This is a genomic window from uncultured Bacteroides sp., from assembly GCF_902491285.1.
Classification (GTDB): domain Bacteria; phylum Bacteroidota; class Bacteroidia; order Bacteroidales; family Bacteroidaceae; genus Bacteroides.
This window is the reverse complement of record NZ_CABUHK010000053.1, coordinates 17,533-40,866: the sequence shown is the minus strand read 5'-3', so window position 1 is coordinate 40,866 and position 23,334 is coordinate 17,533. Positions and strand designations below refer to the sequence as shown.

The following is a 23,334-nucleotide window of genomic DNA, read 5'->3' as shown; positions in this document are numbered from 1 at the left end:
GCCAAGATTCTTTATTCACAATAGAAGAAGTACCACCAAATTTGACGAAGAACCTGGGGCCGAATACGTTTTTGTACGTTTCTTCTCCTGTACCCAGGCAGTCGTGATTGCCAATCAGAACCACATAAGGCACTTTCAGCCTGTTCATAATATCGCGCTGCCAAAGAAACTCTTTCGTCACTCCGAAGTCACTCATGTCTCCGCCATGAATGACGAAATCAATATCATCCCGTTTATTAATCTCTTTCACGAAATCTTCCGTTTCGTCATACCAGCGTTGTGAATCACCCATGGTTACGAAGCGTAGTGTAGTCTTGCCTTTGCAATTCGCTTCTATCTTTTCGATGTTGTGTGCATTGACATTTGTCTCGCCACTGATGCGGACATCGTATGGATGATAATCAATCATACCGCATCCGGTTAGTAGCAGACACGACAAGAGTGCATATAAATTCTTGTTTGGCATAAATAAAATATTAATTTATTGAAAACTTTGCACGAAAATAAAGTTTTCAACTGAGATAATAATGTCAGGTTATGAAAAATAGGTAAAAAAGAACAATAAAGAGGTGGAAGTATCTACTTTGCCGGAAAGAAGGGCAGGCTATTGATTTTGTCTAATAATTAGACGCGACTGTCTAATTATTAGACAATGAATATTGGGCTCGGATAATGTAAATGTCTGATAATTAAGAAGATGTCCTTCTGGCATACTTTCTGTATTTCAATTTGCAAATGTACACAATATAAATATATGGTAAGACACTGTTATTATATCGTTCAAACGTTGATGCATGAGCGGGCTACGAACATTATTAAAATCATTTCTTTGACATTAGGGGTATTTGTAAGTATCCTGTTGTTTTCCTGTGTTGCCTTTCAGTTGAGTTACTATAATTTCTGTAGGCAATCCGACCAGTTGTATATCGCATATATGGATGGAGTTTATACCTATGGTCCTTTCTCTGCGGCTATGCGTGAGAGTTTTCCGGAAGAAGTGGAGGATGCCACGACATTGAGAAATATGGGAACAAATGTTTTCTATAATGGAAATGTTCGTTTGACGGAATCTATGATACACGCTGATGAACATCTATTTTCCACATTGGGCTTGAAAGTACTGGCCGGTAAGACAGAAGAACTGATTCGGCCTGATATTTTATTCATTTCCCGTTCGTTGGCAGAAAAAATAGGAGAGGGAAACGACCTTGAGAGTGTCATAGGCAAGGCTTTATCTATTGACCGCAAGGAATCGATGATTATACGTGGGGTTTTTGAAGACATAGGAGAAAATACCGATATACATTTTGATGTGGTGGCACCGATGAGCCAGTTATGGAATCAGAATCGTGGAGGATGGGGGTACGATATCAGTTATATGTCGATAATTCGTTTCCGCGAACCTGATAAAGATATAGCGACGGTAGAGGCACGGATACCTGATATGCTCAAGAAATATATGGCTGATTCTGCTAATAAAAAGAACTCTTTTTCTTTCCGCCCCTTGCTTGAATTTCATACGGCCAATCCAACGGTACGGCTCATGATATTAATGATGTCTGTGTTGGGCGTTGTCATTCTGCTGATTTCCGCTTTTGATTATGTGCTGATTTCCGTTTCGTCTTTGGCACGGCGTGCCAAATCTGTCGGAGTACATAAATGCTGTGGTGCAACAGATGGCAATATCTTTAGAATGTTTTTGGTGGAAACTGTTTTTATTCTTTTTATTTCAGTGTTAATGACTGTGTTACTCCTTTTCCAGTTTCGGGAGTTTGTGGAAGAAATTGCAGGTATACGTTTAAGTTCGCTTTTTACGTGGCAGACACTTTGGGCACCATTGACCGTACTTCTAACAGTTTTTATATTGGCGGGAACTATACCGGCGAGCATATTTGCATCTATTCCTGTGACACAAGTTTTCCGTCGTTATGCAGAACGCAAAACTTCTTGGAAACGCCCGTTATTGTTTATCCAGTTTGCCGGTATGACTTTTATTTTAAGTTTCCTTATGGTTGTGTTTTGCCAATATCAGATGGTAATGAATAAAGATTTGGGATATCGTCCCGAACGTGTGGTGATGTGTTGGAAGAGTATGGGAAGTGACCGGCAAAATGCTAAAAGCTTCTTTATGAATCTGCCTATGGTTGAGGATTATGGGGTGGGTATGCAGAGTATTTGGTCCGGTTGGAGCGGGGAGCAGTTTGAGGTAGGGGAAGGACGTACCATTCACGGTCGGATAGAGTGGATTGGAGCTGATTTTATACCTATGATGGGGATACAAATATTGCAGGGTAAAAATGTGATGATGAAGAATGAAGCTTTAGTGAATGAAGAATTTGTACGTCAAGCCGGATGGACAGACAGCCCGATTGGTAAACAGTTGCCCACATGGAAAAGAAAAGTTACAATCGTTGGGGTAGTAAAAGATTTCTCTGTCCAAAGTGTCTATTATCCCCAGTTTCCCGTTTTATTGATAGGAGGAGATTCCAATCTTGCATTTCATTATCTGCGGTTAAAAGAGCCATTTGAGGATAATCTTAAACGTTTGAATGAGATGATGGCAGAAATATTTCCGGCCGATGATGTGCTCTTCTATTCATTGACTCAGAAATTAGATGCTCAATATACGGATATTGTACGTTTCCGAAATGCAGTATTTCTGGCCTCAATTTCTATTTTTCTGATTGCTTTGATGGGGCTGCTCGGATACGTTGGCGATGAGATTCGCTTTTGCAGGAAAGAGATTGCTATCCGCAAAGTAAATGGAGCCGATACTTTCGGTATCTTGAGATTATTCTCGACTAATATTTTGTGGACAGCATTTCCTGCTACTCTTGTTGGTGCGGGAGTGGCTTATCTGGTCGGCATGAAGTGGTTGCAGCAATTTAGCGAATCTGTCAACCCGGGCATTTGGCTGTTTGCCGGAATTATTGTCTTTGTATTAGTAGTGGTTCTTGTTTGTGTCATATTTAAAGCATGGCAAGTCGCCAATGAGAATCCGGTGAATAGTATTGCAAATGAATAATTGGAACATAATAAATTTGAAACATAATAATTTAAAATAAGATGATACAAATCACAGACATCAGTAAAGTATTCCGTACTTCCGAAGTGGAGACGGTCGCATTGAATCATGTTAACCTTGAAGTAAAAGAAGGAGAGTTCGTAGCCATTATGGGACCTTCGGGATGTGGCAAATCTACCTTGTTGAATATTCTCGGACTGTTGGACAATCCCACCGAAGGTTCCTATCGCCTGGTAGGGGAAGAGGTGGCCGGACTGAAGGAGAGAGAACGTACAAATGTGCGTAAGGGGAAACTAGGTTTCGTATTCCAGAGTTTCAACCTGATAGACGAACTGAATGTCTATGAGAATGTGGAACTTCCGCTCACTTACCTGGGGCTTAAAGCTTCCGAACGTCGCCGTATGGTAGAAAGCATTCTGAAACGAATGAATCTCAGTCACCGTGCCAAACACTTCCCGCAACAACTTTCCGGTGGTCAGCAACAGCGTGTTGCCATTGCCCGTGCAGTTGTCACTAATCCTAAATTAATTCTTGCTGATGAGCCTACGGGCAATCTTGACTCCAAGAACGGTGCCGAAGTAATGAATCTGCTGACAGAACTGAATAAGGAAGGAACTACCATTATTATGGTGACCCACTCACAGCATGATGCGAGTTTCGCACATCGTACGGTGCATTTATTCGATGGAAGTATCGTAGCAAGCGTAACGGCATAAACTGAATATAATGAGACAAATCTATTATACTATACGTACATTACTGCGTGAACGAGGGTCGAATATCATAAGAGTCATTTCCCTCTCTTTAGGGATTACCATTGGTATTCTGCTTTTCTCGCAGATAGCCTTCGAGTTAAGTTATGAACAATGCTATCCGGACGCGGAACGTCTGGCTCTTGTGCGTTGCCAGGTTACCAACTCCAACACAGGCGAAACGACAGGAGACGAGAGCGGAACCAGTTATGACTATACCGTTTTTGATGCGGTAGCAGCTACTCTGGCACAAGAGATGCCGAAAGAAGTCGAAATATCCAGTTGCGTCTTTCCTCATGGTGGCGCTAATATCTATAAGGAAGGTAAACTTTTGTCCGACATAAATTATATCTATGCAGACACCTGTTTTTTTCGGACTTTCGGCATCCCCGTGCTGAAAGGAAATCCGAAAGACATGAATATGCCCGGAAGCGTTTTCGTGTCAGAGCATTTTGCCCGTAAAACGTTCGGAGATGAAAATCCTGTCGGCAAAGCGCTTTTTATCCAGAAACAAGAAGAACTGACCATTCGTGGCATATACAAGGACGTACCGGAAAACACGATGCTTACTCATGACTTCGTAATTTCCATCCATCAGAATGGGGGATATCACGCGGGAGCCGGCTGGGGTGGAAATGATGTTTTTTATGCGTTCCTTCGCTTGCGCGATGTTTCGGATATTGATAAGGTAAACGCTAATATCCAGCGGGTGATTGGGAAATATACCTCTTTGGAATTTGATGGTTGGAAAATGAAATTTAGTATTATTCCATTAGTGAAACGCCATTTGGATTCTCCCGATGTGCAGAAACGGCTGGTTATCTACGGATTTCTGGGCTTTGCTATCTTCTTTGTGGCTATTATGAATTATATGCTTATATCCATTGCCATCTTGAGCCGTCGTGCGAAAGGGGTAGGAGTTCATAAGTGTAATGGAGCCAGTTCGGCAAATATCTTCAATATGTTTTTGGCAGAGACGGGAATTCTTATTATCATTTCCATATTGCTTAGTTTCTTGCTGATAATTAATACACGTGGCTTGATTGAAGATTTGCTTTCCGTACGTCTTTCCTCACTTTTTACTTGGGAAACGTTGTGGGTGCCGCTACTTACTGTCTTCGTGCTTTTCATTTTGGCAGGCGGCATACCGGGGCGGTTGTTCTCACGTATTCCTGTCACGCAAGTGTTCCGTCGTTATACTGACGGGAAGAAAGGCTGGAAACGTTCGTTGCTGTTTGTGCAATTTACAGGAGTTTCTTTCGTCTTGGGGTTACTGTTAGTCACCTTATTGCAGTATAGCCATTTGATGAACCGGGACATGGGGATTGTCGTGCCCGGATTGGCTCAGGCACAGACATGGCTTCCCAAAGAATCGGTAGAGCATATCAAAGACGAACTTCGCCGCCAGCCGATGGTAGAAGGAGTGACGGTTGCCATAAATGGTGTGCTTGGCGAGTACTGGACACGCGGACTGATAGGAAATGATGGCAAACGGATTGCTACACTGAATTTTAATTCTTGTCATTATAATTATCCTGAAGTAATGGGAATCAAGATTCTTGAAGGAACTACGATAAAGAAGCAGGATGATTTGCTGGTAAACGAGGAACTCGTGCGTCTGATGAAATGGACGGATGGGGCAGTAGGTAAAAAGTTGAATGATGTTCAGGGAACGATTGTGGGTGTTTTTCGTGACATTCGCAACACCAGCTTTTATGCGCCTCAATCTCCTATCGTCCTGATAGGAGATGAGAATGCAAACCATGCGTTCGATGTCCGTTTAAAAGAACCTTATGACGAAAACCTGAAACGTCTGAACGAATTTGTGGAAAGTACTTTCCCGAATATATCCTTACGCTTTGTCTTGGTAGACAGTATGGTGAAAGACGTATATAAGAATGTATACCGCTTCCGTAATTCCGTCTGGATTACTTCCGGCTTTATTTTGTTGATTGTCATCATGGGACTGATAGGCTATGTGAACGACGAAACCCAACGCCGCAGCAAGGAGATAGCTATCCGGAAAGTGAACGGTGCTGAGGCTTCCCGTGTATTGGGATTGCTGACACGTGACATCTTGTATGTTTCTGTAATTTCTATCCTGATAGGGACGGTTGTCTCTTATTTTGCGGGACAGGCATGGCTCGACCAATTTGCCGAGCAGATTGATTTAAATCCGTTGCTTTTTGTAGGCACAGCCCTTTCTGTTCAATTACTGATTGTAATTTGTGTTGTTCTGAAAGCATGGCATATCGCTAATGAAAATCCGGTAAATAGTATCAAAACGGAATAGGAATCACAGGACAAAAGCAGAATAGGGCAGGAATAGCCTTATTCTGCTATCACACTTTGTTGTTTGGATACTTTTTTGATATAGATTATCAAACTGACTACCGCCGTAATAAATGCAAAACCATCCGACACCGGCATACTAATCCAAACTCCTTTCAATCCCCACCAATTAGGGAAGAGTAGCAAGCAAGGCAACAAATAAAGCAACTGTCGTGTCAACGACAGGAAAATACTGATTTTTGCCTTGCCGATACTTTGGAAGAAGTTACCGATAACAATCTGTGCCCCTACGAACGGGAACATAATCACCGTTATCCGAAGCCCTTCTACGGCAAGGTCAATTAAATGGTCACTGTCAGTGAAAACTGCAGATACCGCATGCGGGAAAAGTTCACAGATAAAGAAACCGCTACTGGTGATGACTACTCCCGAGATAATACCCAGTTTTAATGTCTGTTTCACCCGGTCTATCTTCTGCGCTCCGAAGTTATAGCCGACAATCGGCTGCATTCCCATCGTCAGCCCGAGTACAATCATTACATAAAGAGTCAGCAGCCGATTGATGATGCCATAGGCACCGATAGCCATATCGCCCCCATGACTTTGCAGGCTGTTGTTGATGATAATTACTATCACGCAGGCGCATACATTCATCAGGAACGGTGACATACCGATAGCGAAGATGTTTCCTACGATTCTCCGTTTCATCTTCCAGACTTTCCCTTCGAAATGCACCGTACTGTCCTGTTTGAAGAAATGGCTCACTACCCACACCATACCGATTAACTGTGAAATAACGGTTGCCGTAGCAGCCCCCCGCATTCCCCATTCAAAGTGGAAGATGAAGATAGGAGCGAGGATGATGTTGGCGAATACCGTTGTCATAGAAGTAATCATTGCTTTTTTCGGGTATCCGGTGGCACGCATTATGTTGTTCAATCCAATCATCGTGTAAGTGATTGGAGTTCCCAACAAGATTACTTGCATGAAGCTGCGTGCATAAGGAAGTGTATCCGGACTGGCTCCGAAGAAAATCAAGATATCGTCCAGAAAGATAAAAGACAATATTCCGAAGAAGAAAGAGTTCGTAATACAGAGCATCAGCGTATGCGATAAAATCTCCGTAGCCCCTTTCATGTCTTTTTGTCCCAACCGGATAGAAGCAAGCGTAGAACCGCCTGCCGACACCAAGGTACAGAAAGCCACTACAAGGTTCATCAACGGAAAACTGATAGCCAACCCCGCAATAGCCATCGGGCCGACCCCATGCCCGATAAAGATACTGTCAATAATATTATAGATAGAAGTAATCGTCATTCCGATAATGGCAGGAATGGAATATTGTAGCAGCAATTTACCGATGCTTTCTTTTCCTAAAATATGTGGGTCGTTCTTACTCATGCGCTTGGATATTAGGTTGGATGAAAAAACGAATGTTACGTTTTTTTAAGTAGTGCAAAGGTACGAATAATTTGTCTGATTCGATGATTATTCGGAACTTTGCACTGACTGATACACAAGGTTTAACGTTTTAGGTAAAAAGAAAGTTTATATGAATGCAACGAAAACAATTGTGGCACTGTTCGATTTCGATGGTGTCATTATGGACACAGAGACACAGTACACCGTCTTTTGGAACGAACAGGGACTGATATATCTGAACGAAGAAGATTTCGGACGTCGTATCAAGGGACAGACTCTGACGCAGATTTACGAGAAATACTTTTCGGCTCTTCCCGAAGCGCAACAGGAAATCACTGCCCTGCTCAACGTCTTTGAGAAAAAGATGTCCTACGAATATATTCCCGGTGTGAAAGCCTTTATCACCGACTTGCACCGCCACGGCGTAAAGATAGCCGTAGTCACCAGCTCCAACGAGGAAAAGATGCAGAATGTCTACAATGCCCATCCCGAATTTAAGGGAATGGTAGACCGTATCCTCACCGGCGAAATGTTCGCCCGCTCCAAACCTGCTCCCGACTGTTTCCTGTTGGGAATGGAAATATTCGGTGCAACCCCCGAAACCACTTACGTTTTCGAAGATTCTTTTCACGGACTGCAAGCCGGAATGACTTCAGGCGCAACCGTTATCGGACTTGCCACCACCAACTCCTGTGAAGCTATTGCCGGAAAGGCCCATTACATCATAGACGACTTTACCGAAATGACTTATGATAAACTGCTGACGTTGCACCGCTGATCTCATTCTGAACAACGTCTTCATCTATCCTCTCAACCGTCTGTCAGCTATCATAGACAGATGGTTGAAAGGATTTTTTGTATTTCCTTCTCTGTTATGAATTAAATGTTATAACTTTGCCCCGATTTTTTTGCCGGTGTTCAAGGACATCGCTCAAAAGCACATAATAATTAATTTATAATTCAAAATTTAAAAAGACATGGCTGGTTATATATCAGATGACACAAGAAAGGTGACTACTCATCGTTTGGTTGAGATGAAACAGAGAGGTGAAAAGATTTCTATGCTTACTTCTTATGACTACACAATGGCACAGATTGTAGACGGTGCAGGGATGGATGTCATTCTTGTAGGTGATTCAGCTTCCAATGTAATGGCGGGCAACGTGACTACATTGCCTATTACTCTCGACCAGATGATTTATCACGCTAAATCCGTAGTGCGTGGTGTGAAACGTGCGATGGTGGTAGTTGATATGCCTTTCGGTTCTTATCAGGGAAATGAAATGGAAGGTCTTGCTTCTGCTATCCGTATCATGAAAGAGAGTCATGCCGATGCTCTGAAACTGGAAGGTGGAGAAGAAATCATCGGTTCCGTGAAGCGTATTATCAGTGCAGGTATTCCGGTGATGGGACATCTCGGATTAATGCCTCAGTCCATCAATAAATACGGAACTTACACCGTACGTGCCAAAGACGACGCCGAAGCGGAAAAACTGATTCGCGACGCTCATCTGCTCGAAGAGGCAGGCTGTTTCGCCATCGTACTCGAAAAGATTCCGGCAACCCTTGCCGAACGTGTAGCTTCCGAACTGACTATACCTATTATCGGTATTGGTGCAGGTGGTCATGTGGACGGTCAGGTATTGGTTATCCAGGATATGCTTGGCATGAACAACGGTTTCCGTCCCCGCTTCTTACGTCGTTATGCTGATTTGTATACGGTGATGACCGATGCAATCAGCCGTTATGTATCCGACGTGAAGAATTGCTACTTCCCGAACGAGAAGGAACAATATTAAAATAGTATATGGCGGTTAAATTGTGGACAATACATTTTATGCGGATATGTGTAGCTAATTTGCTATTGTTTATATCCTTGTATGTGTTATTTCCGGTACTTTCCGTTGAGATGGCCGACCGTCTCGGAGTGCCGGTTGCACAGACAGGAGTAATCTTTCTCTTTTTCACGCTGGGAATGTTCCTTATCGGTCCTTTCCATGCCTATCTTGTAGATGCATACAAACGTAAGACAGTGTGTGTATTCTCTTTTGCCCTCATGGTAGCGGCAACGGCAGGTTATGCTTTTGTGACCAACATGACGGAACTTATCCTGTTGAGCACCGTGCAGGGATTATCATTCGGCATAGCTACAACGGCAGGCATCACTCTGGCGATTGACATCACCAACTCCACACTGCGCAGTGCGGGTAATGTCAGTTTCTCATGGATGGCACGTCTGGGAATGATTCTGGGCATCGTCCTCGGAGTATGGCTTTACAAAAGTTACTCCTTTCAGAATTTACTGTCCGTCTCCGTTATCACCGGAGCAGCAGGAATTCTGGTTGCGTCAGGTGTTTATGTGCCTTTTCGTGCGCCGATTGTCACCAGACTCTATTCTTTCGACCGATTTCTGCTGTTGCGTGGATGGGTTCCTGCCATCAATATGATTCTGATTACGTTTGTACCGGGGTTGCTGATTCCGCTTGTCCATCCTTTCCTTAACGACTCTGTATTAGGAAATATGGGAATTCCCGTGCCTTTCTTTGTAGGAGTAGGAACCGGATACCTCGTGTCTCTGTTCCTTGCCCGTTTGTTTTTCATGAAAGAGAAAACGCTAAGGCTGGTCATTATAGGAATCGGACTTGAAATGCTGGCGATGTCTCTGCTGAATGCGGCTGACTCGGTAGTTGCTCCTTCTGTACTCTTAGGACTTGGATTAGGACTTATCATGCCGGAATTTCTGGTTATGTTTGTGAAGCTATCCTATCATTGTCAGCGCGGAACGGCAAACACCACTCATCTTCTGGCAAGCGAGGTGGGAGTATCTTTAGGTATTGTCACTACGTGTTACCTGGATATGGATACCGGAAAAATGCTTCATATCGGGCAGATAGTAGCTTCGGTAGCCTTGGTGTTCTTCGTCATTGTAACGTATCCTTATTATATGAGAAAGAAAGTGAGATAGGGGGCATAAATTACTATAAAAATAGTGACGCTATCCCATGCGGATAGCGTCATTATTTTTAATATGCAAATTCCGTATTAATTCCGGCTTACTTGTTTTACTCCCTTTACAGTCCGCAACTTCTTGATAAGCGCTTCCAGCCTTCCCGTATCACCGACCATAATCGTCAGCGTTCCGGAGAATAACCCGTCATGCGAGTCAATGCCGATGGAACGCAGTGTGATTCCGTTTTCCTTTGATATAATAGAAGTGATATTCGTTACAATGCCAATATCATCATGTCCTACAACGCGCAACGTGATAGGATACTGCGTGCCTTCCGACTTGCCCGCCCAACGAGCCTTTACAATCCGGTAACCGAAGCGCTCACGCATCTGGTTTGCATTCGGACAGTCTTTCCTGTGAATCTTGATGCCTCCGCTTACCGTCACGAAACCGAATACATCATCGCCATAAATTGGATTACAGCATTTGGCGAGTTTGAACTCCAGTCCTTTCAGGTTTTGGTCGATTACAAGCACATCTTCTTTCGATGTCGTTTCCTCTTGTGGCACCTGCATATTATATCCTTCGGCGCTACGATATACAATCTCGTCATGCGTATCATTATCCCGCTTCTGCTGTTCGACGTATTTGTCCAGAACCTCATTGACATCGAGTGCTTCATCAGCTATTTTCTGATAAAATTCTGTCACATTTTTGAACCCCAACCGCTTGATAAGGCGCATCATAGTCGCTTCATCATACTCCAGTTTGCGGTTCTTGAACTTCCGTTCCAATGTTTCTTTTGCAAAGTCATGCTGACGGGCCACCATCTCCTTGAGTGCCTGGCGAATCTTTGTGCGGGCTTTGGAGGTTGTTACGATATTCAGCCAGTCCTGTTTCGGAGTCTGGGTATTCGAGGTCATAATCTCCACCTGGTCGCCGCTGTTCAGCTTCTGTTTTAGCTGTACATTCTTACCGTTCACTTTGGCGCCGATGCATTTGCATCCCAGTTTGCTATGGATATGGAAAGCGAAATCAAGTACCGTAGCACCTTTCGCCAATTTGAACAAATCCCCTTTGGGAGTAAATACGAAAACCTCATCTTCGTAAAGATCCATCTTGAACTGATCCATTACTTTCATCGAGTCGTTGTCCGCATTCTCCAACGCTTCCCGAACCGAAGTCAACCATTCGTCCAGTCCTGTTTCACCTTTGATACCTTTGTATCTCCAGTGTGCCGCCAAGCCGCGTTCGGCGATTTCGTCCATGCGGCGGGTACGTATCTGTACTTCCACCCATTTTCCTTCCGGTCCCATCACGGTGATGTGCAACGACTCGTAACCGTTGCTCTTCGGGATAGAAAGCCAGTCGCGCAGGCGCTTCGGGTTGGGCTGGTACATATCTGTCACGATAGAATATACCTGCCAGCATTCCTGCTTCTCCTTTGCCGGATCCGGTTCCGAATCCAGTATAATACGGATGGCGAACAAGTCGTAAATACCTTCGAACGGTGTTTTCTGTTTCTGAATCTTGTTCCATATCGAATGTATGGACTTGGTGCGTCCCTTGATGTCGAACTTCAATCCTGCTGCCGCCACCTTCTTCTGTATAGGCTTGATAAAAGCGGCGATATACTTGTCGCGTGAAGCCTTCGTCTCGTTCAACTTATCCTTTATATAATAATAGGTATCCCGTTGCGTGTATTTCAGCGACAAATCCTCAAGTTCCGATTTCAGCTTATAAAGTCCCAGCTTGTGCGCCAGCGGAGCATATAGATAAGCAGCTTCGTTCGCCACCTTGTTGCGGTCTTCCTCGTTACCCGTATCCTTGATTTTGCGCATCACGTTCACGCGGTCGGCAATCATAATCAGGATGACACGCATATCTTCGGCAAACGAGAGCAGGAGATTACGGAAATTCTCCGACTCTATCGCCGGGCTCTTGGCATACAATTCGTTCGTTTTCACCAATCCCTTGATGATACTTGCCACATCTTCTCCGTATTCGGTATTCACTTCTTCGATAGACAGTATATGCGCCTTTACAATTTCGTGCAGCATGATACCGATGAGGCATGAGCCCTTCATGCCGATTTCCTCGGCTACGATGACCGCCGTTTGTAAATCTCTGATGACGGGATTCATCCCGAAGTTATTGCGTTGCAACCCGTTACACTGGGCTGCTTTTATTAAATGGCTCTTTAACTTTTGGCAGTCCCGCCAAAAAATGCTGTCTCCGGCAGATTTCATCAAATGCCGGTAGAGTGAAAAAAGCTCCTTTTTTTCCTCTGGTGTAAAAAAGTCGTCCATATTCAATCTTGTTAATTCGATGTAAAATTACTTTTTTTCTCGGTTATTCGGCAAGAAGTAAATAACATTTTGTATTTTTGGGCATCAATTAATAAAATTAGATATTATGATAACGACACAGGACAAAGAGTTGCTTGCCAAGAAAGGTATTACGGAAGCGCAAATAGCAGAGCAACTAGCTTGCTTCCAGACAGGTTTTCCTTTTTTGAAACTGGACGCTGCCGCTTCCATTGAAAAAGGTATATTGGCTCCTAATGCCGAAGAGCAGAAGGCGTATTTGGCAGCGTGGGATGCATATACAAACACGGATAAGACCATTGTGAAGTTTGTACCGGCTTCGGGTGCCGCAAGCCGTATGTTCAAGAACCTGTTTGAGTTTCTGTCTGCCGATTATGACAAACCGACTACAAAGTTCGAACAAGCATTCTTTGACGGCATCAAGGATTTTGCTTTCTATGACGACCTCAATGTAGCTTGCCAGCGTACAGCCGGAAAGGACATTCCCGGATTAATCGAAGAAGGCAACTATAAAGCTGTAGTATCTGCATTGCTCGAAACTGCCGGCTTGAATTACGGCGCACTGCCGAAAGGCCTGCTCAAATTCCATAAATATCCCGAAGGCGCACGTACTCCGTTGGAAGAACATCTTGCCGAAGGAGCCATGTACGCAGCCGGAAAGAGTGGCAAAGTCAATGTGCACTTTACCGTATCTACCGAACACCGTGAACTTTTCAAGAAACTCGTGGAAGAAAAGGCGGGAGAATTTGCCAAACGCTACGGAGTGGATTATTATATCACTTTCTCCGAACAGAAGCCGAGCACCGACACTATTGCCGCTGATATGGACAACCAACCGTTCCGCGATAACGGCAAACTGTTGTTTCGTCCGGGCGGACACGGTGCATTGATTGAGAACCTGAATGATCTCGATGCTGATATTATCTTTATCAAGAACATAGATAACGTAGTCCCCGACAAACTGAAGGAAGATACCGTTACCTATAAGAAACTAATTGCCGGTGTACTTGTCGCCCTGCAGAAACAAGCTTTCGAATACCTCGAACTGCTCGACAGCGGTAAATATACGCACGACCAGATGATGGAAATGCTCCAATTCCTGCAAAAGAAACTCTTCTGCAAGAATCCGGAAACGAAAGACCTCGAAGATTCTGTACTTGCCATTTACTTGAAGAACAAACTGAACCGTCCGATGCGTGTCTGCGGAATGGTGAAGAACGTAGGTGAACCTGGCGGCGGGCCGTTCCTTGCATACAACAGTGACGGAACTATCTCCCTGCAAATCCTCGAAAGCTCACAAATCGACATGAACGACCCCGAAAAGAAGGAAATGTTCGAGAAAGGTACGCACTTTAATCCGGTAGACCTGGTATGTGCTGTACGTGACTATAAAGGTCATAAGTTCGATTTGGTGAAATACGTGGATAAGGCAACAGGCTTCATCTCCTACAAATCAAAGAACGGCAAAGACCTGAAAGCTCTCGAACTTCCCGGCTTGTGGAACGGTGCGATGAGTGACTGGAATACCGTATTTGTAGAAGTTCCCCTTTCTACCTTCAATCCGGTAAAGACGGTCAATGACTTGCTGCGTGAGCAACATCAATAAAGAAAAAAGTGCGACTGTCCGATGAGGGAAAATTGAGCGGTCGTTTTCCACAAACTAACATTCCGGTTGCGTGAGCGGACGTATGTCCGCAAGCAACCGGTTTTATTAAAAAAAAGAGTGTTTAGAATGAATCAGATTGAGAAAGTCATTGATATTGCTACTTGGAACAGAAAAGAACATTTCGAGCACTTCAGTGCTTTTGACGACCCGTTTTTCGGAGTGACGGTCAATGTAGATTGTACTCGTGCTTATCGGGAAGCCAAAGACAAAGGCATATCTTTCTCCCTCTTGGTCTTGCACCGGATTATCACGGCTGCCGCCAAAGTCGAAGAATTCCGCTACCGTATCGAAGGTGACAGGGTAGTGTGTTATGACAGCCTTCTGCCCGAAGCCACCGTAGGTCGTGCCGACCATACGTTTTCTTTTGCTGCTTTTGAATATGACCCGGACGAACTCGTCTTTATCCGTAAAGCGAAAACTGAAATGGAACGCCTGCAAGCTACTACCGGACTGAATAAAGGGGGGACATTCCATCCCAACGCCATCCACTACTCGGCTGTTCCGTGGCTCACTTTCACAGATATGAAGCACCCCACCAATATGCATTCGGGAGATAGTGTCCCCAAAATCTCTACCGGAAAGTACTTCCACGAAGGAGAGAAGTTGATGATGCCCGTTTCCGTCACTTGCCATCATGGATTGATGGATGGTTATCATGTCGCCAAGTTTATTGAAATCCTCGATTTATAAACTTCGTTCTAAAAAAGACAAACTAGACTTATATGAGATTAAAAGTATCAAGATGGAAAGTCATTGCCTTCTATTCGTTATTACTCTTTCCGCGGACTTTCTTATATGCACAGGAGGTACGACAAGATACATTGGAAGATGTCCGGCAGAACGTGAAGCAACTTCAACATGATGTTCGTGAGCTTCGTCAGGAAGTCCGGAAGTTGCAGGAGGAAATCCGGGAACTCCGGCAGGGCTATTTCCCGGAGTACGGTGAATATGGATTTGATACTGTTTCGACCTACACTCCCCATCGTTTCATCCATCGTTTGGGAATAGAGGCACGCCCGCAATACGTATTTCCCACCAATCCTTTCCTGCGTGGAGAGAACGAACGGTGGAAACCGATTCAGACGTCTTTTGCCGCCCATCTGAAATATTCATTCAAATTCCGTCCCAATACTTGTGCCGACCGTATCTATGGCGGTGCATATCAAGGATTCGGTCTGGCTCTCACCACTTTTGGCGACAAGAAACAACTTGGTGACCCTGTCACTTTCTATCTGTTTCAAGGAGCCCGTATCGCCCGTTTCAACCCGCGTCTTTCGCTCAATTACGAATGGAACTTCGGCATCTCAACCGGATGGCAACCGTACGATAATGATTATAATTCCTACAACGGGGCCGTCGGTTCCCGTATGAATGCCTACCTCAATGCAGGTATTTATCTGAATTGGGCATTCTCCCGCAATTTCGACCTGATTATCGGTGGAGACTTTACGCATTTCTCCAACGGAAACACGAAGTTCCCCAATGCGGGAGTGAATACTACCGGAGCTAAAATCGGACTGGTCTACAACTTCAACCGTGAAGAATCGGATTTGGCTAAATCTTTGGTGACTCCGCTTATTCCCCGTTTCCCGCGTCACATCAGTTATGACCTTGTCATGTTCGGTTCATGGCGCCGGAAAGGCGTATATGTAGACAGTGGGAAACAGATCGCTTCTCCCGGCAGTTATCCTGTGGCGGGATTCAACTTTGCTCCGATGTACAATCTCAGCTATAAATTTCGTTTTGGAGTTTCGTTGGACGGGGTTTATGACGGTAGTGCCAATGTATACATCGAAGATGTCATTTCAGAATACGGAGATAGCAACGGTTCACGCCGTTTCTGCAGACCGGGAATCCAACACCAGTTGGCTTTGGGCGTTTCGGGACGTGCGGAATACGTGATGCCTTATTTCACTATTGGTGTCGGTCTTGGTTCGAACGTATTGGGTCGCGGCGATTTACGGGGGCTATATCAGGTGGTTGCCTTGAAGATGAACATCACCCGAAGTTCTTTCCTTCACATCGGCTACAATCTTCAGAATTTTCAGACCCCTAATTACCTGATGCTCGGACTCGGTTTCCGTTTTCACAATAAATATCCGAAAGTACGTCACTAAAAAAAGCCGTATTTCATCGAAATATACTAATTTTGCGTCACTAATATAAAACACTCAAAATGATGAAGAAAATACTGTTACTCGGTTCTGGAGAACTTGGAAAGGAGTTTGTAATCTCAGCTCAACGTAAAGGTCAGCATATCATTGCCTGTGACTCTTATGCAGGAGCTCCGGCTATGCAAGTAGCCGATGAATTTGAAGTATTCGACATGCTGGATGGTGAAGAACTGGAACGTGTCGTAAAGAAACATCAGCCGGATATTATCGTGCCGGAAATTGAGGCAATCCGCACAGAACGTCTGTACGACTTCGAGAAAGAAGGAATCCAGGTAGTGCCTAGTGCCCGTGCCGTCAACTTCACGATGAACCGTAAGGCTATTCGCGACCTTGCTGCCAAAGAACTCGGACTGAAGACAGCGAAATATTTCTATGCCAAATCACTGGAAGAACTGAAAGAGGCTGCCGCTAAAATCGGTTTTCCTTGTGTGGTAAAACCTTTAATGTCCTCATCCGGCAAAGGACAGTCCCTCGTAAAGAGTGCCGATGAGCTCGAACATGCCTGGGAATATGGATGCAGTGGTAGCCGTGGTGATATCCGTGAGCTTATCATCGAAGAATTTATCAAGTTCGACAGTGAGATCACTTTGCTGACTGTCACCCAGAAGAACGGTCCTACCTTGTTCTGCCCGCCTATCGGACATGTACAGAAGGGTGGCGATTACCGTGAAAGTTTCCAACCCGCACATATCGACCCCGCTCACCTGAAAGAAGCGGAAGAGATGGCTGAAAAAGTAACCCGTGCCCTGACAGGTGCAGGATTGTGGGGTGTGGAATTTTTCTTGAGTCACGAAAACGGAGTTTATTTCTCCGAACTTTCTCCACGTCCGCATGATACGGGCATGGTGACACTGGCAGGAACACAAAACCTGAACGAATTTGAGCTTCATCTCCGTGCCGTACTGGGTCTGCCTATTCCCGGCATCAAGCAGGAGCGGATAGGGGCAAGTGCCGTTATTCTTTCTCCGATTGCCAGCCAGGAACGTCCCCAATATCGTGGACTGGAAGAGGTGACAAAGGAAGAGGATACCTATCTCCGTATATTCGGCAAACCGTTTACCCGTGTCAACCGCCGTATGGGGGTAGTGCTCTGCTATGCTCCGTTGAATTCCGACCTCGACGTGTTGCGTGATAAGGCCAAGAAAATCGCTGAAAAGGTAGAAGTGTTTTAAAAATTATACATAACTCGGAATCTGTTACAAGATGTGATATTAAGGAAATCACATTAAAAGAAGGTGTCCTCCCATTCTGTCATCACCTTTGCCCGTATTCCGGTTCTTGTTCCTATTGTTCCCAGATTAATAGGAGCAAGCGGTGTACCTATTCCATAAAAATGATTGGCAATGATAGGAAAGCGGTAAACGCCTTGCGGGTCGATAATTCCCGTGCCGTTTCCGGTAGAAGAATTTGTATCATCGCTGTCGGAGAGAGTGACACGTGCCGAACGTAATGTATTTCCGGCAGCGTTTATAATTTCCACTTTCAACGTGTAATCATTGTCGTTCACTGCGGCGGGAGCAGGAATTGGCAGTACATAAGCGCCTTTGGATAGCGTGGCGACAGGTAATGTGCCTGTGGGTACAGGGATTTGCACCAATATTCGTCCGCCGGTGGAAGCAGAAAGGGGGCTGGCTATGTAATCCTTGAATACTGGGGTTTGACTGCGTTGCAGTAATGGGACACTTTTGTTTTGTTGAGTATAGAGAGTGATACGTATGGCGGTTACGGTAGTAGTACCAATAAGAGTGGGAACATTTGTGAACCAGCCCATTACACCCGCTACTCGTCGCCAAAGATCTACATTACCTTGTGTACCATAGTTGCCGGGAGTCAATATGGTGGCTCCGGCAAAAAGTTCGGAAGTACGTATATTGCTCCAAGTGGTTGTTTCCGAGCCGGACAGGGTGGCGATGGCATTGCCTAGCGTGGTAGTATTTACTTGGATGGCATTGGGGAATCCATAAGTAGTGCGGGAAGACGCATCCATTCCGACAGCAAGAAAAGTGTAAGGGGTATCCTTCACAAGTCCTTCATACTTTACATGATATTTCATGGTAGCAGTCACTGTGGGCGGCACATTACCGAAGTAGTCAGACCAGCCGACATCTTCGGATGCTATGCAAACGGCATCGTTACCCGTTCCATTGAAAATATAGAGCTGGACGGACGTCGCATGCTGAATATTGCCCGAACCGGGCAGTTCGGTACGGGTACTCGCCGGATCAGCACTTACTGACAACTCGCCTGCTACAGTGAAGTTAAGAATGACTTCACCTGCTTTCTCCTGAGGCACAGGTTCCACCAGTTCTTCTATCTCTTCTCCTTGCTGGCAAGCGGTTATCAGCACCGCCGACAGCAAGAACGCCCACTTTCTTCCTATATGATTCCGTTTCATAATGCTATATTTTTCAGGTATGATTCTTTATTATTGATTCTTCATTAGATAAAATCTTCCTACGTGCGTAGATAGTATTCCTAAATCCAGTGTCGTTTCCGAGGCAGATAATGAAGTACGTTTTCCTGTCTGCGTATCCATGAGCGACCAGTTCTTCCAGGCATTTCCACTGTCGTGGGAAAGTTTTAACGTAACCCGTGCAGGATTGCGCAGACTGAATCCCAAAGGAATCTGAACGGCATTATTGAGTTGCTGGATATCAAGTGCTTTCTCATCGGAAATACTGAACACGGCAATGATTGGAGAAACCTCGTTATCCATCAACAGCTCGGAATCTTCGCCTGCACGAAAACCGTCGCGGGCGGAAGAGGACAGGCGTATCAGACAACCGGAAGTGATATTCCCGGCTGTTGCCGAGAGTAACAGAGTAGGCCGTGAAGCAGAGGTGCTACCGGACAAAGACATGGCACGGGTGCTACGCATCAATCCGCCCGAGCCTGGAGCCTGCGTCAGGGCGGCTTCGGTGAACTTCACCGAAAGACCGGTAGCGGGCAGGCTGACAGTGACAAAGAAGGATTGCATCGGCGCGATATACTGAAAATTACTGCCGTTCGTCAATAGCTGTCCGTCTACTTTGATGACGGAGTTGTTGCTATTGCCGTCATATACTTTGATGGATGTCACGCTAGGATTGTCTGTCATAAAACGGTCGATGCGTATATGCGTCATAAAGGGATTTCCGATGAGGAAGCTCGTTCCGGCGGCTTTGTTCGTGGCGTTCACGGTATAAGGGAATGTAACCGTTCCGCTACTGTTCTCGTAGATAAAGCGTCCGGGAAGCGTCCGTGTCAGGTTTTCGCTATACGAAGTTCCTTGTCCCGACATATTATAATAGGTATAATGTGTGTGCGCTTTGGGGAAACGGAATGTGAGCGTGTTGCCCGATACCGATTCTTTGTCTGCCAATAAGGAAAATCCCATGCCTACGGTGTAGGCTTGGTTCAACGCGTTGAAAGGCGGTGTCCAGTTGGTCTTGTCCGGAGTGACGGTGACAGGAGTCAGCGTTCCGCCACTAATCTTCTGTCCGGGGGCGTCATGACTCCAAAGGCGTTGGTAGATACGGGGGCTGAAACGGTTTTCCGGGGAAGTCGTTTCGTTCAGAGTCACGAAGAAGTCGTTGTTCTGTGTTCCGCTCATGGAAGCAGGGATAAACATATCTCCTGTGAAAGTCGCTTTCAACGGGGCGGACAGCATATAGTAGCATCCGGATTGCAGCGCCATTTCCGCCCATGCCTGCGAATAGGTGAGATAGTGAGTATTTACTATTTCTGCGTTCGGGGCGAAGTGGAGATTGTTGCAATAGTTGGCGTCTCCTTGCACGAGTACGGGATAGAGGGCCGCACCGGACGGGATAATGACGTCCGTACATTGCCAGGGACTCCCGTCACTCCAGTTACCCCACGTGTTCCAGTTGGAAGTGCCGGCATTGGTTTTCCAGGTGGTGCGCAGCGGGTGGACGGTGGAATGGATGCCGTTGTAATATAGCTTCGTGCCGCCGGCATCATAGATGGAGATATAATAATCCCCTGCGGGCATATTGGTGATGGTAAAGGTCTGATTAGTGAGGGCCACCGTTTTATCAGTAACTTCGTTATTCTTAACGACGTTGTAGAAACGCAGCAAGTAATTATTGCCATTCGTTCCACCCTTCACTTGCAGGACGATGGGGCTGCCTTGACAGAGATGTGCGGTGACACCGAGAAAATCAATCGTCTCGTCCTGTCCGGGAGTCACTTCGGCACAGTCAGGAATGCCGTCACCGTTGCTGTCCTGGCGAGTATAAACTCCTCCCAGTTGAATTGTTTTCAGTGCATTGACAACTCCGGAAAAGGTTATCCGTACTTCATCGAAAGGGGCGGAAGAAGGAGTTGCTTCCATGTACTGCCTACTGTTTGTTCCGATTACATCCAGTCCCAATACGCCACCTGTTCCGGTCTGTCCCACCAGTACGCCTGCATTATAGACGGAGAGTGTAGTCCAGTTTATCAGGTCGGCTCCGGCTATTCCGGCAGGATCTGCCACGATAAAGCCTACAGGTTGTTTCTGCTGTATCCGATTGAACTTCACTGCTACGGTGACTGCTCCCAGTGCATTGGTAGTGGTAATGGTGGAATAAGTGTTTTCGTCGGCATCTATCAGGTTGCCTAAATTATTAAGGGAAGTTCCTATATGGGCTACTCCCGGACTTCCGGTGGCAGCGTAGTTGATGCTTGCTCCATATGTGGAAGGTGTCATAAGTTGAAGACAGGCATTGGCTATGCTACTGTTGTAACAGTTGTCGCTCACGTTTTCCCAATAAGCATAGTAAATGCGGAAAGCATTCAGATTGAGGTTGAGTATGCCACCCGTCCAAAGTTCGATGGCATCGAATTCCAGATTGGTGGTGACACCGACACGCACTTTATTGCCACTGTCACCTATCAGTCCCGCGGAGATGGCATTATTGTTGTCTGCGGTACTTTCGAATATCTTCACACCATTCCGATACAGACGTATGATAAGATATTTAAGCACGTTAGCACTGAGCAGCTTCGAAGAAGTCTGGATAACAAATCCTGTACGGATTTGCGCTTTCGAAGTATTGACAGGGGTAGTGGCTGCTGTCCGAATACCTACAATGGAGGTATTGGCGGCAATACTTGCTACATTATAATAGGTGATATAGTTATCGGGATTGTTGTCGATGAGGTTGCTTTTTCCCGTAAAATTAGTGCCTTCACCTACGCATAGCAGACATCCGCCGCCGGAAGGGGCATAGACGGTAGCTCCGTTGCTGATGCCGGTTATCATTGTATTGCAGGAAGCAGAGCCGTTGGAAACAGCATTGCGGGTTATCGTAGCGGTCTGTGTGTAAACAGTGCCGTTGGCTGCGGTGTAGGTTCCTGTCACCTGGTAGCTGCCGTTGACGGTCATACCCGTTATTTTATTGTTGCTAACGACAGGAGTAGCTCCTGAAGGGTAGCTGGTGACGGTGTAGTTCACGCTTCCGGTGGCAGGGGGTACTAACTGGTAAGAATTGCCTGTAATCGTGGCGTTACTTAGTGAGAAAAAGCTCGATGGGTCTACTATTGACGCATCACGTACAAAGGCGTAATTGATAGTCGTAGTTCCCAGGTTGACATTTATTCCGGAAAATTGTATTTTGACCTGTGTACAGGGTTTCTTTAACACCATACTGACTTGTGTGCCGCCACCTATAATAGCGGAAATGCCGAGGAGGTTGCTGATAGAAACCTGTTCCTGTTGTGTGTCATTAGCATCGTAGGTGGTTAATGTAGTTGTACCCAACAGGCTGATATTGGCAAGTCCGAGGTTGGAAAGATTGAATCCGACTTCGGCTTCTATGGGGATTACTTGTTTGAAATTGATCGTGGCACGGGGTTGTAGTAATGAGCCTATCAGGCTGAAAGAGGGACCGTTGCTCAGGTTGGCGTCTATTAATTCGCCGCTATTGGGGACAGTGGTCCAAGTCAATTCCAGGATAGAGTTGGTATGTACCGCTACGCCGTTTGTATAGTAAGCGTTTCCGGTTACGGCGGGTTGTATGGGGGTGTCGCCTACAAAGGCGTAGTATAGTTTCAGGGCATTTAGTACAGTCGCGGAGATACCGTACATACCTATTTTGATTTCGTCAAAGGGCTTGCTGAATGAGGTGGTAATAGAAAGAGCCTGTTGACCGCCATTGTTGGCAGCACCGATAAGGTTGAGTTGTAACGTTTCCACTACTTGTGAGTCGCTGCCTTTCATTTCCTGTTCCACACCTTTGAGGTAAGTCTTCAGATAGAAACCTTTCAGGACATCAAGTGTGAGTAAAGAGGAATTATCCAGCAAGTAGACAAATCCGGCAGCTTGTCCACCGGCATAGGTGCGGTTGACGTCACGGACGGAAGCTATTTGGTTGCCTATCAGGTTGGCGGTTGCCACGCCACTGAATGAGGCGGAGTTGGTCAGATCGGTATCGAGCATATTGGCGATACCCTGATTATTATTGAGTACTTCTATCAAAGCGTTCGACATATCGTCTACGATACGTCCTTCACCTACTAGAGGAACCCTTCGGCTGGCTGTCCACGTCAGGCCACCATTGGCAGTGGTGAGGACGGATGTGGAAGTAGAAGTGGCTGCAATGGCTCTCGACAGAGGAATATCTGCGGGAGCAGGCATTATTTCTTCGTCCTGACAGGCGGAAAGGCAGAGGATGAAGGCGCAGGTTAGAAAGATATGTTTTGTTTTCATTGTAGGAAGTGGATTCTTTAGTAACAGGGGGGTAA

General features: G+C 45.6%; 15 protein-coding genes. 10 read left to right on the top strand and 5 right to left on the bottom strand.

What is annotated here, in order from left to right; genetic code table 11:
- Positions 1-466: metallophosphoesterase (locus RDN93_RS14170; protein ID WP_308746109.1), on the bottom strand; the 466-nt coding region annotated here is incomplete at its 3' end.
- 288 nt (positions 467-754) lie between these two features.
- On the opposite strand from RDN93_RS14170, the gene RDN93_RS14165 reads away from it, so the two are divergent.
- From RDN93_RS14165 to RDN93_RS14155, 3 genes are read left to right on the top strand one after another with little or no spacing between them, the layout of a single operon-like run.
- Positions 755-3,025 carry an FtsX-like permease family protein gene (locus RDN93_RS14165; protein ID WP_308746108.1) on the top strand — a complete coding sequence of 757 codons (2,271 nt, stop codon included), beginning with the start codon at positions 755-757 and terminating at the stop codon, positions 3,023-3,025.
- Positions 3,026-3,066: 41 nt separating this feature from the next.
- Positions 3,067-3,741 (top strand): ABC transporter ATP-binding protein, encoded by a 675-nt coding sequence (locus tag RDN93_RS14160; protein WP_308746107.1) that lies wholly within the window; start codon positions 3,067-3,069, stop codon positions 3,739-3,741.
- A 10-nt stretch (positions 3,742-3,751) separates the two neighbouring features.
- A complete protein-coding gene (locus tag RDN93_RS14155; RefSeq protein WP_308746106.1) occupies positions 3,752-6,070 on the top strand; it encodes an ABC transporter permease in 2,319 nt (772 codons plus the stop codon).
- Between the two features lie 38 nt (positions 6,071-6,108).
- On the opposite strand, the gene RDN93_RS14150 is transcribed toward RDN93_RS14155, so the two are convergent.
- Complete coding sequence (locus RDN93_RS14150; protein WP_308746105.1) at positions 6,109-7,470, bottom strand: MATE family efflux transporter; 1,362 nt, start codon at positions 7,468-7,470, stop codon at positions 6,109-6,111.
- Positions 7,471-7,621: 151 nt separating this feature from the next.
- Between RDN93_RS14150 and RDN93_RS14145 the strand changes: the two genes are divergently transcribed.
- From RDN93_RS14145 to RDN93_RS14135, 3 genes are all read left to right on the top strand, one after another.
- The gene (locus RDN93_RS14145) at positions 7,622-8,269 is read left to right on the top strand and encodes an HAD family hydrolase (protein WP_308746104.1); all 648 of its coding nucleotides are present in this window, start codon (positions 7,622-7,624) and stop codon (positions 8,267-8,269) included.
- Positions 8,270-8,468: 199 nt separating this feature from the next.
- The gene (panB, locus tag RDN93_RS14140; protein ID WP_022137289.1) at positions 8,469-9,290 is read left to right on the top strand and encodes a 3-methyl-2-oxobutanoate hydroxymethyltransferase; all 822 of its coding nucleotides are present in this window, start codon (positions 8,469-8,471) and stop codon (positions 9,288-9,290) included.
- A gap of 8 nt (positions 9,291-9,298) precedes the next feature.
- Entirely contained in the window at positions 9,299-10,456 is a 1,158-nt protein-coding gene (locus RDN93_RS14135) for an MFS transporter (RefSeq protein WP_308746103.1), read from the top strand.
- Between the two features lie 77 nt (positions 10,457-10,533).
- On the opposite strand, the gene RDN93_RS14130 is transcribed toward RDN93_RS14135, so the two are convergent.
- The gene (locus RDN93_RS14130; RefSeq protein WP_308746102.1) at positions 10,534-12,750 is read right to left on the bottom strand and encodes a RelA/SpoT family protein; all 2,217 of its coding nucleotides are present in this window, start codon (positions 12,748-12,750) and stop codon (positions 10,534-10,536) included.
- 106 nt (positions 12,751-12,856) lie between these two features.
- Here RDN93_RS14130 and RDN93_RS14125 point away from each other — a divergent pair, with 106 nt between their 5' ends.
- The 4 genes from RDN93_RS14125 (at position 12,857) to purT (ending at position 17,780) form a co-directional block, all read left to right on the top strand.
- The gene (locus tag RDN93_RS14125; RefSeq protein WP_308746101.1) at positions 12,857-14,374 is read left to right on the top strand and encodes a DUF4301 family protein; all 1,518 of its coding nucleotides are present in this window, start codon (positions 12,857-12,859) and stop codon (positions 14,372-14,374) included.
- A 126-nt stretch (positions 14,375-14,500) separates the two neighbouring features.
- Positions 14,501-15,124, top strand: a complete 624-nt coding sequence (locus tag RDN93_RS14120) for a chloramphenicol acetyltransferase (protein WP_308746100.1) — start codon at positions 14,501-14,503, stop codon at positions 15,122-15,124.
- 32 nt (positions 15,125-15,156) lie between these two features.
- Positions 15,157-16,551: a septum formation initiator family protein gene (locus RDN93_RS14115; protein ID WP_308746099.1), complete on the top strand. Its 1,395-nt coding sequence runs from the start codon at positions 15,157-15,159 to the stop codon at positions 16,549-16,551.
- Between the two features lie 62 nt (positions 16,552-16,613).
- Positions 16,614-17,780 carry a formate-dependent phosphoribosylglycinamide formyltransferase gene (purT, locus tag RDN93_RS14110; protein WP_308746110.1) on the top strand — a complete coding sequence of 389 codons (1,167 nt, stop codon included), beginning with the start codon at positions 16,614-16,616 and terminating at the stop codon, positions 17,778-17,780.
- Positions 17,781-17,833: 53 nt separating this feature from the next.
- Here the strand turns inward: purT and RDN93_RS14105 are convergent, their stop codons facing one another.
- Together RDN93_RS14105 and RDN93_RS14100 are read right to left on the bottom strand one after the other, a co-directional pair.
- On the bottom strand, positions 17,834-19,003 hold the full coding sequence (locus tag RDN93_RS14105; protein ID WP_308746098.1) for a hypothetical protein: 1,170 nt from the start codon (positions 19,001-19,003) through the stop codon (positions 17,834-17,836).
- A 30-nt stretch (positions 19,004-19,033) separates the two neighbouring features.
- The gene (locus RDN93_RS14100) at positions 19,034-23,299 is read right to left on the bottom strand and encodes a hypothetical protein (protein WP_308746097.1); all 4,266 of its coding nucleotides are present in this window, start codon (positions 23,297-23,299) and stop codon (positions 19,034-19,036) included.
- Positions 23,300-23,334 lie beyond the last annotated feature (35 nt).

What these genes read in the sequence shown, in the direction of transcription:
- RDN93_RS14120 (WP_308746100.1), top strand. Translation starts at nt 14,501, where the DNA reads ATGAATCAGATTGAGAAAGTCATTGATATTGCTACTTGGAACAGAAAA.
- RDN93_RS14165 (WP_308746108.1), top strand. Translation starts at nt 755, where the DNA reads ATGGTAAGACACTGTTATTATATCGTTCAAACGTTGATGCATGAGCGG.
- RDN93_RS14135 (WP_308746103.1), top strand. Translation starts at nt 9,299, where the DNA reads ATGGCGGTTAAATTGTGGACAATACATTTTATGCGGATATGTGTAGCT.
- RDN93_RS14125 (WP_308746101.1), top strand. Translation starts at nt 12,857, where the DNA reads ATGATAACGACACAGGACAAAGAGTTGCTTGCCAAGAAAGGTATTACG.
- RDN93_RS14130 (WP_308746102.1), bottom strand. Translation starts at nt 12,750, where the DNA reads ATGGACGACTTTTTTACACCAGAGGAAAAAAAGGAGCTTTTTTCACTC.
- RDN93_RS14155 (WP_308746106.1), top strand. Translation starts at nt 3,752, where the DNA reads ATGAGACAAATCTATTATACTATACGTACATTACTGCGTGAACGAGGG.
- panB (WP_022137289.1), top strand. Translation starts at nt 8,469, where the DNA reads ATGGCTGGTTATATATCAGATGACACAAGAAAGGTGACTACTCATCGT.
- RDN93_RS14115 (WP_308746099.1), top strand. Translation starts at nt 15,157, where the DNA reads ATGAGATTAAAAGTATCAAGATGGAAAGTCATTGCCTTCTATTCGTTA.
- RDN93_RS14145 (WP_308746104.1), top strand. Translation starts at nt 7,622, where the DNA reads ATGAATGCAACGAAAACAATTGTGGCACTGTTCGATTTCGATGGTGTC.
- purT (WP_308746110.1), top strand. Translation starts at nt 16,614, where the DNA reads ATGAAGAAAATACTGTTACTCGGTTCTGGAGAACTTGGAAAGGAGTTT.
- RDN93_RS14105 (WP_308746098.1), bottom strand. Translation starts at nt 19,003, where the DNA reads ATGAAACGGAATCATATAGGAAGAAAGTGGGCGTTCTTGCTGTCGGCG.
- RDN93_RS14160 (WP_308746107.1), top strand. Translation starts at nt 3,067, where the DNA reads ATGATACAAATCACAGACATCAGTAAAGTATTCCGTACTTCCGAAGTG.
- RDN93_RS14150 (WP_308746105.1), bottom strand. Translation starts at nt 7,470, where the DNA reads ATGAGTAAGAACGACCCACATATTTTAGGAAAAGAAAGCATCGGTAAA.
- RDN93_RS14100 (WP_308746097.1), bottom strand. Translation starts at nt 23,299, where the DNA reads ATGAAAACAAAACATATCTTTCTAACCTGCGCCTTCATCCTCTGCCTT.